The 18,131-nt window shown below is 31.4% G+C and carries 16 protein-coding genes; 9 read left to right on the forward strand and 7 right to left on the reverse strand.

The annotated features are described in order from the left end of the window. The first annotated feature begins 3 nt into the window (after positions 1-3). From L0U72_RS01435 to rlmN, 7 genes are all read left to right on the forward strand, one after another. Positions 4-771 carry a cyclase family protein gene (locus L0U72_RS01435; RefSeq protein WP_233898220.1) on the forward strand — a complete coding sequence of 256 codons (768 nt, stop codon included), beginning with the start codon at positions 4-6 and terminating at the stop codon, positions 769-771. Between the two features lie 301 nt (positions 772-1,072). After that, on the forward strand, positions 1,073-2,284 hold the full coding sequence (locus L0U72_RS01440) for an MDR family MFS transporter (protein WP_233883885.1): 1,212 nt from the start codon (positions 1,073-1,075) through the stop codon (positions 2,282-2,284). A 74-nt stretch (positions 2,285-2,358) separates the two neighbouring features. After that, a complete protein-coding gene (locus L0U72_RS01445) occupies positions 2,359-2,685 on the forward strand; it encodes a nucleotide pyrophosphohydrolase (RefSeq protein ID WP_101931313.1) in 327 nt (108 codons plus the stop codon). A 20-nt stretch (positions 2,686-2,705) separates the two neighbouring features. Continuing rightward, complete coding sequence (locus L0U72_RS01450) at positions 2,706-2,954, forward strand: hypothetical protein (protein ID WP_101917989.1); 249 nt, start codon at positions 2,706-2,708, stop codon at positions 2,952-2,954. Between the two features lie 81 nt (positions 2,955-3,035). Next, a complete protein-coding gene (locus L0U72_RS01455) occupies positions 3,036-4,277 on the forward strand; it encodes a 3-phosphoshikimate 1-carboxyvinyltransferase (protein WP_233898221.1) in 1,242 nt (413 codons plus the stop codon). Between the two features lie 66 nt (positions 4,278-4,343). Beyond that, on the forward strand, positions 4,344-5,393 hold the full coding sequence (gene queA / locus L0U72_RS01460) for a tRNA preQ1(34) S-adenosylmethionine ribosyltransferase-isomerase QueA (RefSeq protein WP_233883890.1): 1,050 nt from the start codon (positions 4,344-4,346) through the stop codon (positions 5,391-5,393). Between the two features lie 70 nt (positions 5,394-5,463). Continuing rightward, complete coding sequence (rlmN, locus tag L0U72_RS01465; RefSeq protein WP_233883895.1) at positions 5,464-6,504, forward strand: 23S rRNA (adenine(2503)-C(2))-methyltransferase RlmN; 1,041 nt, start codon at positions 5,464-5,466, stop codon at positions 6,502-6,504. Between the two features lie 99 nt (positions 6,505-6,603). Here the strand turns inward: rlmN and L0U72_RS01470 are convergent, their stop codons facing one another. Then, entirely contained in the window at positions 6,604-8,136 is a 1,533-nt protein-coding gene (locus tag L0U72_RS01470) for a toxin-antitoxin system YwqK family antitoxin (protein WP_233898222.1), read from the reverse strand. 103 nt (positions 8,137-8,239) lie between these two features. Here L0U72_RS01470 and L0U72_RS01475 point away from each other — a divergent pair, with 103 nt between their 5' ends. After that, positions 8,240-9,217 (forward strand): polyprenyl synthetase family protein, encoded by a 978-nt coding sequence (locus L0U72_RS01475; protein ID WP_233898223.1) that lies wholly within the window; start codon positions 8,240-8,242, stop codon positions 9,215-9,217. 167 nt (positions 9,218-9,384) lie between these two features. Here L0U72_RS01475 and groL read toward each other — a convergent pair whose 3' ends face one another. The 6 genes from groL to miaB form a co-directional block, all read right to left on the reverse strand. Further along, on the reverse strand, positions 9,385-11,013 hold the full coding sequence (gene groL / locus L0U72_RS01480; RefSeq protein WP_101917983.1) for a chaperonin GroEL: 1,629 nt from the start codon (positions 11,011-11,013) through the stop codon (positions 9,385-9,387). A gap of 49 nt (positions 11,014-11,062) precedes the next feature. After that, complete coding sequence (locus tag L0U72_RS01485; protein ID WP_101917982.1) at positions 11,063-11,338, reverse strand: co-chaperone GroES; 276 nt, start codon at positions 11,336-11,338, stop codon at positions 11,063-11,065. A 188-nt stretch (positions 11,339-11,526) separates the two neighbouring features. After that, positions 11,527-11,862 carry a preprotein translocase subunit SecG gene (secG, locus tag L0U72_RS01490; RefSeq protein WP_101917981.1) on the reverse strand — a complete coding sequence of 112 codons (336 nt, stop codon included), beginning with the start codon at positions 11,860-11,862 and terminating at the stop codon, positions 11,527-11,529. Positions 11,863-12,025: 163 nt separating this feature from the next. Then, positions 12,026-12,535 (reverse strand): LptE family protein, encoded by a 510-nt coding sequence (locus L0U72_RS01495; protein WP_101917980.1) that lies wholly within the window; start codon positions 12,533-12,535, stop codon positions 12,026-12,028. Positions 12,536-12,548: 13 nt separating this feature from the next. Then, the gene (locus L0U72_RS01500) at positions 12,549-13,796 is read right to left on the reverse strand and encodes a sigma 54-interacting transcriptional regulator (RefSeq protein ID WP_233883899.1); all 1,248 of its coding nucleotides are present in this window, start codon (positions 13,794-13,796) and stop codon (positions 12,549-12,551) included. A 65-nt stretch (positions 13,797-13,861) separates the two neighbouring features. Continuing rightward, the gene (gene miaB / locus L0U72_RS01505) at positions 13,862-15,316 is read right to left on the reverse strand and encodes a tRNA (N6-isopentenyl adenosine(37)-C2)-methylthiotransferase MiaB (RefSeq protein WP_233898224.1); all 1,455 of its coding nucleotides are present in this window, start codon (positions 15,314-15,316) and stop codon (positions 13,862-13,864) included. Between the two features lie 288 nt (positions 15,317-15,604). Here miaB and topA point away from each other — a divergent pair, with 288 nt between their 5' ends. Continuing rightward, on the forward strand, positions 15,605-18,127 hold the full coding sequence (gene topA / locus L0U72_RS01510) for a type I DNA topoisomerase (protein ID WP_233861216.1): 2,523 nt from the start codon (positions 15,605-15,607) through the stop codon (positions 18,125-18,127). The last annotated feature ends 4 nt before the right edge of the window (positions 18,128-18,131 follow it).

Here is an 18,131-nt window from a genome sequence, read left to right on the forward strand (position 1 = left end):
AATATGATTGCAGAAATAACACATAAATCAGAAAAATATAAAATAGATTTAGCAAAACCTTTAGATATTTCAATTGCAATTGATGTATCAAAAGAAAGTGTAAATGCTTGGTATATTGATGATCCAAAAATTACGCCTGTGGTTGCTGAAAATTGGGTCGGAAGCGTTGAAAAAGGTGCCGTTGTAAATTTTAATACGATTAATTTTAACCCGCATTCACACATTACACATACCGAATGTGTAGGACATATTACCAAAAAAGTACATTCTGTAAATGAACATTTAAAAAAATTTTTCTTTTTGGCTGAAGTGATAAGTATTTATCCGAAGAAATTAGAAAATGGCGATTTTGTGATAACAAAAAAGCAATTAGAAAAAGTTTTAAAAGATAAAAAAATAGAAGCCATAATTATTAGAACTTTACCAAATATATCTGATAAAAAACAACGCCGATATTCAAATACAAATCCGCCATATTTATTAGAAGAAGGAGCGATTTATCTGAAAGAAAAAAATATTAAGCATTTATTAATCGATTTGCCTTCGGTCGATAAAGAAAAGGATGCGGGTAAATTATTGGCTCATAATGCTTTTTGGAATACAGGAAATAAAAAGAATAATGAAAGTGAAATCCGCTTTGAAGCAACAATTACAGAATTTATTTATGTCGATAATTCCATAGAAGATGGCGCTTATTTCTTAAATTTAATGATTGCTCCTTTCGAAAACGACGCCACACCAAGTAAGCCTGTTTTATATAAAATAAAATAGAATCAACTAAAATAAAAAACAAGCGAATTGTAAAAGCTATTCTTTTTTTTAATAGCTTTACATCTTTAATTTCTTATTTACTTATAGAATTTTTTAAAAATCCGAGTAACTATAATTATGAAAATTTATACGACATATAAAGATTATGAATATGCTGATACCAGTATGTTTAGGACTTTTTATGTAATATGATTTTTTAAGTATAAATAGATCAATTAAAAAAAGTCCGACTTCACAGTCGGACTTTTTTCCTTTTAGATAAATTTCAACAATAAAAAATAACGCATCAAATTAATATATTATGAGAAAATTGTATTTTAACTACCTGAATACTTTTAAAGGACTTTCAAGAGAAGTTTGGTGGTTGGCGCTAATCACCTTAATTAACAGAGCAGGTACGATGGTTATTCCATTTTTATCGTTGTATTTAATTAAAAGTTTAGATTTTACCTTAAAAGATGTTGGCTGGATTATGACCTGTTTTGGATTAGGTTCTGTCCTTGGTTCTTGGGTTGGTGGAAAATTAACCGATAAAATCGGCTTTTATAAAGTGATGAAAGCAAGTTTATTATTAACAGGTTTCTTTTTTATCGCCCTGCAATTTGTAACTTCTTTTATAGGATTTTGTATCGGAATTTTTTTAGTAATGTTAGTTGCTGATGCCTTTAGACCCGCGATGTTTGTAGCGTTAAATGCGTATAGTAAACCTGAAAATAAAACACGTTCGGTAACCTTAATTCGATTGGCAATTAATTTAGGGTTCTCCGCAGGACCTGCTTTAGGTGGATTAATTATCACTTCTTTAAGTTACAGTGGTTTGTTTTGGGTCGATGGAATTACCTGTATTTCTGCCACTTTTTTATTGATGAATGTCTTAAATCCGAAGAAAGTAACGCCTTTAGATGAACTAAAAGTAGCAAATCCAGTATCTATTTTTAAAGACAATGCTTTTTGGATATTTTTTGTAGGAATGTTCATTTTTGCATTCGTATTTTTGCAGTTATTCTCAACAATTCCGTTGTATTATAAAGATGCACATCATTTATCAGAATTACAAATTGGTTTGTTAATGGCAATGAATGGTTTTATTATTTTTGCGTTAGAAATGCCCCTAATTAAATGGTTGGAAGAAAGTAAATATTCAAACACATTTTTAATTTTTATAGGATTATTATTAATGGGGTTAAGTTTTTTTGTATTAAATTTAACAAGTTGGTCTGGTATTTTGGTGTTAGGAATGTTATTTATGACCGTAGGTGAAATGATTGCGTTTCCTTTTTCAAATGCTTTTGTTATCAATAGTGCAAAAAAAGGAAATCAAGGAGAATATATGGCGTATTATAGTATGGCATTTTCCTTAGCACATATTTTTGGACACAATTCAGGAATGCGATTAATTGATGCGTATGGTTTTGATACGACTTGGGGTATCATGACGATTATCGCTGTTGTTGGCTTGGTAATTTTTTTACTATTGATGCGTGTTCTTAAAAAATCTGCCTTGGCAAATTAATTGCCTAAAAGAAATATTTATATTTGAATTTAAAATATCACTATAAAATATCACTATAAAATATCATTATAAAAATGAATATACAAAACGCCCAAAAAGAAGTCGATAATTGGATTAAAAATCATGGAGTTCGATATTTTAACGAACTTACAAACATGGCACAATTAACAGAAGAAGTAGGCGAAGTTGCTCGAATTATTGCCCGTCGTTATGGAGAACAAAGCGAAAAAGAAAGCGATAAAAATAAAGATTTAGGCGAAGAATTAGCCGATGTTATGTTTGTTGTTTTATGTTTGGCAAATCAAACGGGAATTAATTTGCAAGATGCTTTTGATAAAAAATTAGATATCAAAACAAAACGAGATCATGACCGTCATCATAATAACGAAAAATTAAAATAATTAAATACAAATAAATATAAATGAGTTTAAGTAAAAATATACAAAAAGGAAGTTTTTGGATTAATGTACTGAAAGTTAGTGTGCCTTTTTTAGTTTTTGTAACCTTATTTTCATTGCTGGTAAATAGTGGAAGTGCGTTGTTTTCTGGGGATTTTGAAACCGTAAATACAATTAATTTTTCACAAGGAAAATGGCAACGTTTTTGGCTAACAAAAGTAACGGTTAGTGTTTTATATGCCATTTATGTGGTGAATAAAAAAACAAAGTAATCGTAAAAAAATCGTAAAATAAACGAACTACGCTAGCACTAACACTAACTATAATAAGGTTTTTAAAAACCAAGTTTACAGATGAATTTAGAACTTAGTATCCCAAGAAAAAATAAAATTAATACTGAAATTATTATTTCAGGTTCAAAAAGTGAGTCGAATCGATTGTTGATTTTACAACAATTATTTCCAAGTATCACTATTGAAAATTTATCAGATTCTGATGATACACATCATTTACAAGATGCTTTATCCAAAGAAAATAACGCAACTGAAATTGCCGATATCGGACATGCAGGAACAGCAATGCGTTTTTTAACCGCCTTTTTTGCTACGCAAGAAGGAGTTATCAAAATATTACAAGGCTCGGAGCGAATGCACAATCGACCTATAAAAATTTTGGTTGATGCACTTCGTGATTTAGATGCCGATATTCAATATCTTGATAAAGAAGGGTATCCGCCGATAAAAATTACAGGTAAAAAAATAGAAAAAGATACCGTTACTATTGATGGAAATGTAAGTAGTCAATATATTTCAGCATTGATGTTAATTGCTCCTAGTCTAAAAAACGGACTCACAATTGAATTAAATGGGACAATAACTTCCGTTCCATATATTAAAATGACGCTCTCTTTGTTGCATAAAATAGGTGTTGTTGCAATATTTGAAAAAAATAGCATTAAAATAAATGCTTTAGAAACTGTTTCAGAACAAAATATTGTTGTAGAATCGGATTGGAGTTCCGCTTCTTATTTTTATTCGATAATTGCTCTGAGTGAAATTGGCGCATCTGTAACGTTATCGGCTTATAAAAAAGAGAGCTTACAAGGCGATAATTGCTTGGCTGAAATTTACAAACATTTTGGCGTTACAACGATTTTTAAAGAAAATATGATTGTCTTAACCAAGCATGAAAAACATAGTAACGCTATTTTATCCGAAGATTTAAAAAATGCACCTGATATTGCACAAACTATCGCTGTTACTTGCTTCGGATTAGGAATTGCTTGTGATTTAACAGGACTTCATACTCTGAAAATTAAAGAAACTGATCGTCTAGAAGCACTCAAAAATGAACTAACCAAATTAGGCGCAAATATTAGTGTAACGAATAATAGTTTGCATTTAAAAGTAGCAAATACTATTAATAGAAATATTAAAATTGCAACCTATAATGACCATCGAATGGCAATGGCTTTTGCACCGTTAGCACTCAAAACAACCCTCGTTATTTTGGAAGCTGAGGTGGTTTCTAAATCGTACCGAAACTTTTGGCAAGACATGCAACAAGTAGGTTTAGAAATGATTAAAGAAAAATAAAGAACGAATCACTTGACAAGGCGTATCTCGAAATTGTATATTTGCATACGTAATAAAAAAATAGTAATGAAATTATCAAATTTTAGTTTTGAATTACCAGAAGAATTATTAGCAGAATATCCTTCAGAACATAGAGATGAAGCACGTTTAATGGTGCTACATAGAGATACTCAAAAAATTGAACACAAATTATTTAAAGATGTAATCAATTATTTTGATGAAGGTGATGTGCTGATGTTAAACAATACCAAAGTTTTTCCTGCTCGTATGTACGGGAATAAGGAAAAAACAGGCGCTCGTATTGAAGTATTTTTACTACGTGAACTAAATGCGGAAAATCGTTTGTGGGACGTTTTAGTAGATCCTGCAAGGAAAATCCGTATTGGAAATAAATTGTTTTTCGGAGATGATGAAAGCTTAGTTGCCGAAGTTATTGACAATACCACTTCAAGAGGAAGAACCTTACGTTTTTTATACGATGGACCTTACGAAGAATTTAGAGAAAAATTATTAAAATTAGGTGAAACACCTTTGCCTAAATATATTAAACGTGAGGTAGAAGATTCTGATGAAGATCGTTATCAAACTATCTATGCCAAAGAAGAAGGAGCAGTAGCTGCACCAGCTGCAGGATTGCACTTTTCAAAGCATTTAATGAAACGTTTAGAAATTAAAGGAGTCGATTTCGCTGAAACTACTCTACACGTAGGTTTAGGTACTTTTAATCCTGTTGAAGTAGAGGATTTATCGAAACATAAAATGGATTCTGAAAAAATTAAAGTATCCAAAGAAAGTGCCGAAATGGTAAACAATGCACTTGCTAATAAAAAAAGAGTGTGTGCCGTTGGAACTACTGTTATGAGAGCTGTAGAATCTTCAATCACTTCGAAACGAAAATTAAAAGAATTTGAAGGTTGGACTAATAAATTTATTTTTCCTCCTTTTGATTTTAGCGTGGCAAACTGTATGATTACTAATTTTCATACGCCAAAATCTACCTTAATGATGACCGCTTCTGCCTTTGCAGGACACGATTTTTTAATGGAAGCGTATCAAGAAGCAATTAAAGAAAAATATAAATTTCACTCGTATGGAGATGCGATGTTAATTTTATAATTAAATAACCAACTATTAATCGCCAAACCTCACAAGGATACTTGTGAGGTTTTGTGTATTTTTGCACCCGATGGAAGTAAAGAAAAAAGACATACGCGCATTATCAAAAGAAGAACTTCGTGATTTTTTTGTTACTAATGGAGATAAAGCATTTAGAGGAAATCAGGTATATGAATGGTTATGGACAAAATCTGCCCATTCTTTTGATGATATGACAAGCTTATCAAAAGATACACGTCAGATGCTTGACCAAAACTTTGTAATTAACCATATCAAAGTGGATACCATGCAACGAAGTAAAGACGGAACGGTAAAAAATGCAGTTCGTTTACACGATGGATTGGTGGTAGAATCGGTTTTGATACCTACAAAAACAAGAACGACAGCCTGTGTTTCGAGTCAAGTTGGTTGTAGCTTAGATTGCCGATTTTGTGCAACATCACGCTTAAAAAGAATGCGAAATCTAAATCCTGATGAAATTTACGACCAAGTAGCAGCGATTAATAAAGAGAGTTTATTATATCATAATAGAAAACTGTCGAATATCGTTTTTATGGGAATGGGAGAGCCTTTGATGAATTATAATAACGTGATTAAATCCATAGAAAAAATAACGTCTCCAGAAGGTTTAGGAATGTCGCCTAAGCGTATTACGGTATCAACTTCAGGTGTGCCAAAAATCATCAAAAAAATGGCAGATGATGATGTTAAATTTAATTTAGCTGTTTCATTACATTCTGCTATTGATGCCGTTCGTACCTCAATAATGCCTTTTAACGCTACGTTTCCGTTAAAAGATTTGAAAGAATCATTAGAATATTGGTACGAAAAAACACAACGAATGATTACTTATGAATATGTCGTTTGGGGAGGAATTAATGATAAAAAAGAGGATATCAATGCTTTAATTCAGTTTTGTAAATATGTGCCTTGTAAGGTGAATTTAATTGAATATAATCCGATTGATGATGGCGAATTTCAACAAGCAAGCCCAGAGGCAATTAATAATTATATTTCTAATTTAGAAATGCACGATATTGTGGTAAATGTTCGTCGTTCACGAGGAAAAGATATTGATGCTGCTTGCGGACAATTAGCGAATAAATCATAATAAATACAGCTATTTTAGTTAAAGTCTAAAATATGTTGATAAAGATAGTCGTATTATAAAACGTCTTATTATTTAGAATAATAAGACGTTTTTTTATTTTTAATTAAAAGTTTTAGTGGCTATTTTTTGACCAACTTTATACGTGATTTCTTTTTTTAAGTCTCCAGCTAAATCGTAATGTTTCCAAACACCATCTTTATTATTATTGCTATAATTACCTTCTATGGAAATTGAAACTGCTTCATTGTATTTTTTATAAAGTCCATGTTTAGTATTGTTTGCGTATGTTATTACTTGTGCTAAACGTCCTTTTTTAGGTTCGAAAAACTCCCATAAACCGTGTTTGTATTTTTTGAAATAAGTTCCTTTTTTTACTAAGATACCATTATTATTATATATTTCAACAGTTGCATTGTCTGATTTTCCAATTCTTTTTACGACTTCTTTTTTATTTCCATTTTCAAAGTAAGATTCTAAATTAATCGGTTTTCCATTTTCATAAAATCGTTTTATTAACAGTACATTATTTACGTTATATTTAAAATAATCTCCCGTTAATTTACCTTTTTGATACGTACCAGATTCTTTAATATTTCCATTGATGTGATATTTTTTATAGGTATAATCTTCGGGATTTACATATGATTTTTCAAAAAATATAGTTCCATTTTCATCTTTTTTGTACCAATTTCCAGTAGGTTTTCCAGCATCATATTCTTCTAATATGATGTTTCCATTACTATATTTTCGAAACCATTTACCGTGTTTTTTATTATTCTTATAAAATTCTGATATTGTTTTTTCACCTTCTTTATTGTAACGAATATACTCACCATCGATACGTCCATTTTTATATTTTTTTTGATATTGTAAGATGCTGTTTTTGTGATATCTTTTTTCGGTATATTCGTTATTTGAGGTATATTTTTTTTCCCATTTTAAATCACCTTCTTCATTTTTTTCAAACCAATTTCCAAAATATTGATTATTTTTATATTCCTTACGATTTTTAATCGTTCCATTTTTATGGAAATTTTTTAAAACATAATTTTCAGGACTACTATATTTTTTTTCCCAAATAAGGTTGTCATTATTTTTAGCAAACCAAGTTCCTTTAGGAACTCCGTTTTTATATTCTTTTTGGCTTACTATATTTTTTTCTGGGTTCATTTTTGAAGTAAAACGCTCCCAAAAAACACCATTCTTAACATCATCTTTATAATTTTCAACGCCAATTTCTTCACCTTTTTTATTATAGGTTGTCCATTTTCCATTTTTATTTCCAACAATATATGTACCTTTTCGTTTGATAGATTTATCAGTATAATAAATGGTAAAGTCACCATCTTTAAGGCTGTTTTTATAATTTATTTCAGAATATAAAACGCCATCACTATCGTAATTTAATTTTGAATTTGAAATTAAACCATTCGTAAATGTAATTTTAGAATAAGCGCCATTGCGTTCTGCTATTTTAAAATCGCCATCTAAAGTTTCTCCTTTTAAATTTTTATAAATAGTTTCTTTTCCAAATTTTTGAATATCAACATCTCTCCAAAGCATTGTTTTTTGAGAAAAAATGGCATTTTGAGATATAAAAAAAAGAAGTAAGAAGTTGAATACTTTATTCATAGTATTTTAGTGGTAAAAAAATTAAATTATTGAGTGTGAAATTATTGTTTTTATCATTATTATTCTAGTACTTTTACTTTTAAATTAATTTTTTTATTGAAATATGAAGCCTGTAGAACAAATTAAACTTCCTATTCAAAATGAAATGGAACTCTTTGAAACAAAGTTTAAAGATTCGATGTTGTCAAAAGTTCCATTATTAAATAGAATTACGTATTATATCGTTCGAAGAAAAGGGAAACAAATGCGTCCGATGTTTGTTTTTTTAGTTGCCAAAATGGTTTCTGATGGTGGTTTTGATGAACGAACTTACAGAGGTGCATCCGTAGTTGAATTAATTCATACGGCAACTTTAGTGCATGACGATGTCGTGGATGATAGTAATCGCCGTCGCGGATTTTTCTCTGTAAATGCTCTTTGGAAAAATAAAATTGCCGTTTTAGTAGGCGATTTTTTACTCTCAAAAGGTTTGTTACTTTCTATTGATAATGAAGATTTTGATATCTTAAAATTGATTTCTATCGCTGTTCGAGAAATGAGCGAAGGGGAGTTGCTTCAAATAGAAAAAGCACGAAAATTAGATATTACTGAAGAAGTTTATTTTGAAATTATCCGCCAGAAAACAGCCACTTTAATTGCGGCTTGTTGTGGAATTGGAGCGGCATCGGTAGGAGCAAATACTGAAATTGTGCAGCAAATGCGAAAGTTTGGCGAATATATAGGAATCGCTTTTCAAATTAAAGATGATTTGTTTGATTATACTGAAGAAAAAATAGGAAAGCCAACAGGAATTGATATCAAAGAACAAAAAATGACGCTTCCGTTAATTTATACGTTAAATAATTGTTCTAAAAAAGAAAAATCTTGGTTGATAAATTCGGTAAAAAAATACAATACGGATAAAAAACGTGTTAAAGAAGTTATTAGTTTTGTTAATAAAAATGGTGGGTTAGAATACGCATCTACTAAAATGGAAGGGTATAAAAATAAGGCATTGGCGATATTAGAAAACTTTCCAGCATCTGCCTATAAAGATTCTTTAAAGTTAATGATTGATTACGTTGTTGAACGAAAAATATAATGAGATAATACGTCTTATCTATTATCGTCATGCTGAATTTATTTCAGCATCGCATCAATAGGAGAAATGGCAAATCAGGATGACATCAAAAATCATATAAAAGTAAAAACCTCGAAAAAATTAATTTTCGAGGTTTTTTTATGCTTGTCTGTGGCGACTCGCCACCATTACATCATTCCTGGCATACCACCACCCATTGGAGGCATAGCAGCAGCTTCTTCTTTAATATCAATTAAAGCACATTCGGTAGTTAAAATCATTCCTGCAACAGATGCTGCATTTTCTAAAGCTACACGCGTTACTTTTTTAGGATCGATAATTCCAGCTTCTAACATATCTACATATATTTCAGCTTTAGCATCATAACCAAAATCTTTTTTCCCTTCTAAAACTTTATTGATAACAACAGAACCTTCGCCACCTGCATTTTCAACAATCGTTCTTAAAGGCGCTTCAATGGCTTTATTTACAATTTGGATTCCTGTAGTTTCGTCTAAATTATCGGTAGTTAATGATTTTAAAACCTTTTTAGCACGAACTAAAGCAACACCACCACCAGCAACAATACCTTCTTCTACAGCAGCACGAGTTGCATGTAAAGCATCATCAACACGATCTTTCTTTTCTTTCATTTCAACTTCAGAAGCAGCACCAACATATAAAACGGCAACACCACCCGCTAATTTCGCTAAACGTTCTTGTAGTTTTTCACGATCGTAATCAGAAGTAGTTGTTTCAATTTGAGCTTTAATCTGATTTACACGCGCTTTAATTTGCGTTTCATCACCAGCACCATTAATAATAGTTGTATTGTCTTTGTCGATAGTTACTGTTTCAGCAGTTCCTAATAAATCTAAGGTTGCATTTTCTAATGAAAATCCTCTTTCTTCAGAAATAACAGTTCCGCCAGTTAAGATAGCGATATCTTCTAACATTGCTTTTCTACGATCACCAAAACCTGGTGCTTTTACAGCAGCAATTTTTAAACCACCACGTAATTTATTAACTACTAAAGTTGCTAATGCTTGTCCGTCAACATCTTCAGCAATAATTAATAAAGGTCTTCCAGCTTGAGAAACAGGTTCTAATATTGGAAGAATTTCTTGTAAGTTTGAAATCTTTTTATCAAATAATAAAATATAAGGATTCTCTAAAGTAGCAATCATTTTATCGGCATCGGTAACAAAATATGGCGATAAATAACCTCTATCGAATTGCATACCTTCCACAACGTCCACATACGTTTCCATTCCTTTGGCTTCTTCGACAGTAATTACCCCTTCTTTACCAACTTTACCAAAAGCTTTAGCGATTAAATCACCAATAACTTTATCATTATTTGCAGAAATAGAGGCTACTTGTTGTATTTTTTCTGATGAATTACCAACTTCTTTTGCTTGTTTTGCTAAATCTTTAGTAATTGCACTAACTGCTTTATCAATACCACGTTTTAAATCCATAGGATTCGCGCCCGCAGCAACATTTTTTAATCCTTCTTGTACAATAGCTTGTGCTAATACAGTTGCTGTTGTAGTTCCGTCACCCGCTAAATCGTTGGTTTTAGAGGCTACTTCTTTCACCATTTGAGCTCCCATATTTTCTAAAGGATCTTCTAATTCAATTTCTTTAGCAACGGTAACACCATCTTTTGTAACATGAGGAGCACCGAAAGCTTTTGAAATAATTACATTACGTCCTTTAGGACCTAAGGTTACTTTTACTGCATTTGCTAATGCATCTACGCCACGTTTTAAACCGTTACGAGCATCTACATCAAATTTTATATCTTTTGCCATTTTTAGATTTTTTTATTTATGAATAATAAACTTATCGTAATAAATTTGATTAAATAATTGCGAAAATATCGCTTTCTCTCATTATTAAATAATCTTTTCCTTTATGTTTTAAGTCAGTACCAGCATACTTTCCGTATAAAACAGTATCACCAACTTTTACGGTTAAAGGTTGTTTTTTTGTTCCATTTCCTACGGCAACAACAGTTCCTTTTTGAGGTTTTTCCTTTGCGTTATCAGGAATAATAAGTCCAGATGCGGTAGTTGTTTCTGCGGCAGCGGCTTTTATAAGAACTCTATCTGCTAAAGGTTTTATTTTTAATCCCATTTTGTATAAATTATGATTAACGATTTGTTTTACTGTTTATTTTTGTATTTATTTTTAATGCTTATAAATAGTCAGAAATTATGCCATTAAAAAAATTATGACATTTTTTCTAAATTCCTTAAAATTAAGCATAAAAAAAATGCCAACGTGTCATTTACGTTGGCATTTTATATTTTATATCGAATTGATTATTGTACGCTATCTTTTGTTGCAGGTGTTGCAGGAGGTGTAGGCGTTGTTACTTCTACATTTTCTAAAGCACTATCTAGTTGCGGTGCATCTGCAGATGTTCCTCTAGGAATTGCAAAATTTGAAATTAAAATTAAAGCAAACATACTAATTGCTAAAGTCCACGTAGATTTGTCTAAAAAACTATTGGTATTTTGTACGCCTCCAATGTTTTGAGCTCCAGCTCCAAAAGAAGAAGATAATCCGCCACCTTTAGGGTTTTGAACCATAACAATTAAGATTAATGCTATTGCAACAATCAATATTAATACTAGAAGTAACGTATATGTTGTCATTATTTATTTTTTTTGATTTATTTTTTCTTGATTTTGCATTCTTTTATTGGTCTGCAAAGTAACTACTTTTTTCTGAATATTTCAAACTTAATCTTTTATAAGCTTTATTTAAACCTTTTATTTGAAATAATTAGTTAATTTTATAGCTGTTTGATGATTTTTTTTACCATTTAGCAACCGATTCATTAAAAATATCTTGTGTTATTCTTTCTAAAATAGTATTTAAAGCTGTTTCAAGTACGGCACCTGTTAATTGTTGCGTAGCGCCATAATCATAGTAAAAAGAAAAGCGTTTTTCAAAATCATCTTTTTCGGTTAATTTATTTTCAAAAATTACGTTTACGGTAATTGTTAGCCTGTTTTGTGCGGCTTTTTGGTCGGAAGTAGCACTCATCGGATTAATTCGATAATCAACAATTTCACCAGAAAAATGCAATTCTCCATTGGTATTTACCAGCGTTAAATTTGTTTGACGTGTAAATAAATCTTGTAAATCTTGGGTAAATTTTTGGCTCAATGTTGGTTCAATTAAAGGTGCTTGATTTGCAAAAAAATCAACCTGAATTGTTTTTGCATTTCCTGTATTTCCACCTGTAAATGAATAGGCACCACAGCCTATCAGTATAAATAATGTGATTATCGAAAGTAAGAAAATATAGCTATTATTTTTCATGAGTTACTATTGATTATAAGTCGTATTGTTTTATTTTTCGATATAAAGTTCGTTCAGAAATCCCTAATTCTTTGGCGGCTAATTTTCGTTTATTGCTGTTTTTTTCTAAGGATTTACGAATCATTTCAATTTCTTTTTCTTGTAATGATAAATTTTCATCTTCTTCAATGGTTTCAGCATATTCGTAATTATTTTCAGCATTTTTTATGGAAGCTGTTGTTGCTGTTTGTTGAATTTGGACAACTTCAAAATTTTCATTTTTGGGTTGTTTTTGTTCTTGATAAATACGTTCAATTAAACCATGATTTTCTTCTTTTACTTCTTCGGAATTTCCATTTTGCATTAAATCGAGCGTTAATTTTTTCAAATCATTGATATCATTTCGCATATCGAACAAAATTTTATACATAATATCTCGTTCGTTTGCAAAATCGGAATTACCATTTTGTTTGTCGATAATTGCGGGTAAGTTTCCATTATTTTTAGGAAGATATTGTACTAATTTTTCGGCAGTAATGAGTCTACTTTCTTCTACTACGGAAATTTGTTCTGCTAAGTTTCTTAATTGACGAATATTTCCTGGAAAACGATAATTCAATAATATTTTGATCGCATTATCATTTAAACGAATTGTTGGCATTCGATATTTTTGAGCAAAATCCGAAGCAAATTTTCTAAATAATAAATGAATATCTTCTCCTCGTTCTCGCAGAGGTGGTAATTCAATATCAATGGTACTTAATCTATAATATAAATCTTCTCTAAATTTTTCTTTAGAAATGGCAAGTTGCATATTCACGTTGGTTGCGGCAACAATACGAACGGTTGTTTTTTGCACCTGTGATGATCCTACTTTTAAAAATTCGCCATTTTCTAAAACACGTAATAAACGAACTTGGGTTGTTAAGGGTAATTCGCCTACTTCATCTAAAAAAATAGTTCCTCCATCGGCAACTTCAAAATAGCCTTTACGAGCGGTTGTTGCTCCTGTAAAAGCGCCTTTTTCGTGTCCGAATAATTCACTGTCAATAGTTCCTTCAGGAATTGCGCCACAATTTACAGCAATATATTTAGCGTGTTTCCTGTGCGATAATTGATGAATTATTTTAGGGATACTTTCTTTTCCAACCCCACTTTCTCCGATTACTAAAACTGAAATATCTGTAGGCGCTACACGAATCGCTTTTTCAATAGCACGATTCAATTGTGTGTCGTTACCAATAATTCCAAAACGTTGTTTTATAGCCTGTAAATTTTCCATGTTTTATGTATTGCAAAGTTTTTATAGCGCGTTAAAACTTATTTTTTAAGCTTTTTAAGCTGATTTTAATTGTTATCAGAATATCCAATAGCAGTTCCTTTTAAGGTTGCTGAGGTACAATCTTCAACTTTAACATTAACAAAATCACCTAATTTATAAGTACCTTTATCAAAAACAATAACGGTATTTTGTGTGTTCCTAGCTTTCCATTGATTTGGGTCTTTTTTAGAAGTTCCTTCAATTAGAAATTCTTCAATTTTACCTAAATGTTGTTGTGTTCTGTATAAGCTGTGTTCTTGTTGTAGATCGATAATTTCTTGTAATCGGCGTTTTTTAATTTCCTGCGGAACATCGTCAGGCATTTTATTTGCTGCTAAAGTTCCGGGTCTTTCAGAATAGGCAAACATAAAACCGAAATCATATTTTACGTATCGCATTAATGCTAATGTATCTTGATGATCTTGTTCTGTTTCGCCACAAAAACCTGTAATCATGTCTTGTGATAAAGACATTTCAGGAATTATTTTGAAGATATTATCGACTAATTCCATATATTCTTCACGTGTATGCTGACGGTTCATGGCTTTTAGCATATTGTTACTACCACTTTGCACAGGCAAATGAATGTATTTACAAATGTTTTTATGTTTTGCCATAATATGGATAACATCTAAACTCATATCCTGCGGATTAGAGGTTGCAAAACGGAATCTCATTTTAGGAAATTCTGTGGCTGCCATGTCTAATAATTGGGCAAAATCAACGGCGGTAGCTTGTGCCATTTCGGTAGCTTTTTTAAAATCTTTTTTCAATCCGCCACCGTACCATAAATAACTATCTACATTTTGTCCTAATAATGTAATTTCTTTAAAATTCTGGTCATGCATTGATTTAATTTCTTCCAAAACACTCTTCGGATCTCGACTTCGCTCACGTCCACGAGTAAACGGAACTACGCAAAAAGTACACATATTATCGCAACCACGAGTAATGGATACAAATGCTGAAACTCCGTTCGAATTTAAACGAACAGGCGCCACATCGCCATAGGTTTCTTCTTTAGATAAAATAACGTTTATAGCATCTCTACCTGCATCAATTTCTTCTAATAGATTTGGTAAATCTCGGTAGGCATCAGGTCCTACAACTAAATCAACGATTTTTTCTTCTTCTAAAAATTTTTCTTTTAAACGCTCTGCCATACAGCCTAAAACACCAACTTTCATAGTTGGATTTACTTTTTTAACAGCATTGTATTTTTGTAAACGTTTACGAATGGTTGTTTCTGCTTTTTCTCGAATCGAGCAAGTATTTACTAAAACCAAATCAGCTTCTTCCAAAACTTGCGTGGTATTAAAACCTTGTTCGGCTAAAATAGCAGCTACAATTTCGCTGTCGTTCATGTTCATTTGACAACCGTAACTCTCTATAAATAATTTTTTAGAATTTTCGTTTTTATGTGTTGTTACAAGTGCCTGTCCTTGTATTTTTTCATCGATAACCTTCTCTGTATGCTCCATATTGATAATAAAAATGATGGCAAAGATACAACCAAAATATCAACCTTATGACAAATTGGCAGAATTTTATGGTTTCTTAAAACACCTTTAATACTTCTTTAAAATTTCTTTAACACTTCTTTTTAATGCTAAAATCAAACAAAAAGTTTTTATTTAAAAAAAACATTCTACTTTTGCAAAATAAAAGCATGGATGAATAATTTGAATAAAATGAATCATCAAATGTAAAAGAGATACTTGAAAAGAGAGTTGAAAAGAAATAATTGAAAAGAAATAATTGAAAATAATATGGCAAAGAATTTAGTTATAGTTGAGTCACCTGCAAAGGCAAAAACGATTGAAAAATTCCTAGGAAAAGATTTTCAAGTAGCATCAAGCTATGGTCATATTGCAGATTTGCCATCAAAAGAATTAGGAATTGATGTAGAAGGCGATTTTAGCCCAAAATATATCGTTTCTGATGATAAAAAATCAGTTGTTAAAAAATTACAAACCCTAGCTAAAAAAGCCGAAACAGTTTGGCTTGCAAGTGATGAAGATAGAGAAGGAGAAGCAATCGCTTGGCATTTAAAAGAACAATTAAAATTAAATGATGATAATACAAAACGTATTGTTTTTCATGAAATTACTAAAAATGCCATTCTAAAAGCAGTAGATAATCCAAGAGATATCGACTATAATATGGTAAACGCACAACAAGCACGTAGAGTTTTAGACAGGCTTGTTGGATACGAATTATCACCAGTTTTATGGCGAAAAGTAAAAGGAGGTTTGTCGGCAGGAAGAGTGCAATCGGTAGCGGTTCGTCTAATTGTTGAACGTGAACGAAGTATTCTTGATTTTAAAGCAACCACACATTATAAAGTAATTGCACAGTTCGCTAACGATAAAGGAAAAACATTTAAAGCAACGATTCCAAAGAATTTTGCCTCTAAAAAATCCGCAGAAAATTTCTTGAAATCATGTGCAAATGCCGATTTTTCAATCGCTGATTTAACCAAAAAACCAGCGAAAAAATCGCCAGCAGCACCTTTTACAACATCAACATTACAACAAGAAGCATCTCGTAAATTAGGATTTCCAGTAGGAAAAACAATGCAAGTCGCACAGCGTTTATACGAAGCAGGTTTAATTACCTACATGAGAACCGATAGCTTAAATTTATCCGAAGATGCTAGAAATGCAGCCGAAGAAGAAATAAGTAATTATTACGGAAAAGAATATAGCAAACAACGTGTTTTTAAAACCAAGGCAAAAGGTGCACAAGAAGCACACGAAGCTATTCGTCCTACAAATATGAAAACCCACAGTATTGATACTGAATACGATCAAACCAGATTGTACGATTTAATATGGAAAAGAACACTCGCTTCTCAAATGAGCGACGCACAATTAGAACGTACCAATGTGAAAATTGCTAATTCTGAAAATGATAAAATTTTTACCGCAAACGGTGAAATGATCAAGTTTGATGGTTTCTTAAAAGTGTATCTAGAAGGAACAGATAACGAAGAAGAAGAACAAGCAGGAATGTTGCCAAATTTAAAAAATGGCGAAAACTTACACTATAATTTTATCAATGCAACACAGCGTTTTACCAGTTCACCATATCGTTTTACAGAAGCATCTTTAGTAAAACAATTGGAAGAATTAGGAATTGGAAGACCATCAACCTATGCACCAACAATTTCTACCGTACAACGTAGAGGATATGTTGAAAAAGGAGAAAATGAAGGCGTAGAACGAAACTATGAACAACTAATTTTATCAAAAGGAATTGTTGAAAGCCAACTTTTAACAGAAAAAACAGGCTCCAATAAAAATAAATTAGTACCAACCGATATTGGAAATATTGTCAACGATTTCTTAGTGGCAAATTTTTCAAATATCCTAGACTTTGGCTTTACCGCTAATGTTGAAAATTCATTCGATGATATTTCTGAAGGAAATAAAGATTGGATCGAAATGATAAAAGAATTTTACACGAACTTCCATAAAACAGTCGAAGACGTAAAAGAAAATGCCGAAAGAGAAAGCGGAGAACGTATTTTAGGAAAACATCCTGAATCAGGAAAAACAATTTTAGTGCGTTTAGGAAAATTTGGCCCAATTGCTCAAATCGGTGCGCCAGATGATGAGGAAAAACAATTCGCATCGTTAAATAAAGAACAACATTTAGGAACAATTACGCTTGAAGAAGCTTTAGAATTATTCTTACTTCCTAAAAAATTAGGCGTTTATGAAGATGAAGAAGTAATCGTATCGAACGGACGTTTTGGTCCTTATATCAAGTTTGGAACCATGTTTGTTTCCTTGGATAAAGGAGAAAATCCGATGGAGGTAGATTTGCCAAGAGCTCAAGAATTAATCGTTGCAAAGCAAAAAGCAGATGCACCAATTTATTTTTATGAAGAATTGCCCGTGCAAAAAGGTGTAGGACGTTTCGGACCTTATTTAAAATGGAATTCAATTTTTATCAACGTAAATAAAAAATACGATTTCGATAATCTTTCAGATGCCGATATTATTGAACTAATAGAAGCTAAAAAACAAAAAGAAATCGATAAAGTACTTCATAATTGGGAAGATGTCGAAATTCGTGTGGAAAAAGCGCGTTGGGGACGTTTTAATGTTATCAAAGGTAAAATTAAAGTAGAATTGCCTAAAACTACCGAAATTGAAAAGATGACCAAAGAAGAAGCTATCAAAATAATTGAAGCAAAAACACCTAAAAAAAGAGTCGCCAAAAAGAAACCAGCCACAAAAACTACCAAAAAAGTAGTCAAAAAAAAAGTAGTCAAGAAAAAATAAACTA

The organism is Tenacibaculum piscium, from assembly GCF_021390755.1.
GTDB classification, from domain to species: Bacteria; Bacteroidota; Bacteroidia; order Flavobacteriales; family Flavobacteriaceae; genus Polaribacter; species Polaribacter piscius.

Coding starts and splice junctions, on each gene's coding strand:
- L0U72_RS01435 (WP_233898220.1), top strand. CDS start 4: ATGATTGCAGAAATAACACATAAATCAGAAAAATATAAAATAGATTTA.
- L0U72_RS01440 (WP_233883885.1), top strand. CDS start 1,073: ATGAGAAAATTGTATTTTAACTACCTGAATACTTTTAAAGGACTTTCA.
- L0U72_RS01445 (WP_101931313.1), top strand. CDS start 2,359: ATGAATATACAAAACGCCCAAAAAGAAGTCGATAATTGGATTAAAAAT.
- L0U72_RS01450 (WP_101917989.1), top strand. CDS start 2,706: ATGAGTTTAAGTAAAAATATACAAAAAGGAAGTTTTTGGATTAATGTA.
- L0U72_RS01455 (WP_233898221.1), top strand. CDS start 3,036: ATGAATTTAGAACTTAGTATCCCAAGAAAAAATAAAATTAATACTGAA.
- queA (WP_233883890.1), top strand. CDS start 4,344: ATGAAATTATCAAATTTTAGTTTTGAATTACCAGAAGAATTATTAGCA.
- rlmN (WP_233883895.1), top strand. CDS start 5,464: ATGGAAGTAAAGAAAAAAGACATACGCGCATTATCAAAAGAAGAACTT.
- L0U72_RS01470 (WP_233898222.1), bottom strand. CDS start 8,136: ATGAATAAAGTATTCAACTTCTTACTTCTTTTTTTTATATCTCAAAAT.
- L0U72_RS01475 (WP_233898223.1), top strand. CDS start 8,240: ATGAAGCCTGTAGAACAAATTAAACTTCCTATTCAAAATGAAATGGAA.
- groL (WP_101917983.1), bottom strand. CDS start 11,013: ATGGCAAAAGATATAAAATTTGATGTAGATGCTCGTAACGGTTTAAAA.
- L0U72_RS01485 (WP_101917982.1), bottom strand. CDS start 11,338: ATGGGATTAAAAATAAAACCTTTAGCAGATAGAGTTCTTATAAAAGCC.
- secG (WP_101917981.1), bottom strand. CDS start 11,862: ATGACAACATATACGTTACTTCTAGTATTAATATTGATTGTTGCAATA.
- L0U72_RS01495 (WP_101917980.1), bottom strand. CDS start 12,535: ATGAAAAATAATAGCTATATTTTCTTACTTTCGATAATCACATTATTT.
- L0U72_RS01500 (WP_233883899.1), bottom strand. CDS start 13,796: ATGGAAAATTTACAGGCTATAAAACAACGTTTTGGAATTATTGGTAAC.
- miaB (WP_233898224.1), bottom strand. CDS start 15,316: ATGGAGCATACAGAGAAGGTTATCGATGAAAAAATACAAGGACAGGCA.
- topA (WP_233861216.1), top strand. CDS start 15,605: ATGGCAAAGAATTTAGTTATAGTTGAGTCACCTGCAAAGGCAAAAACG.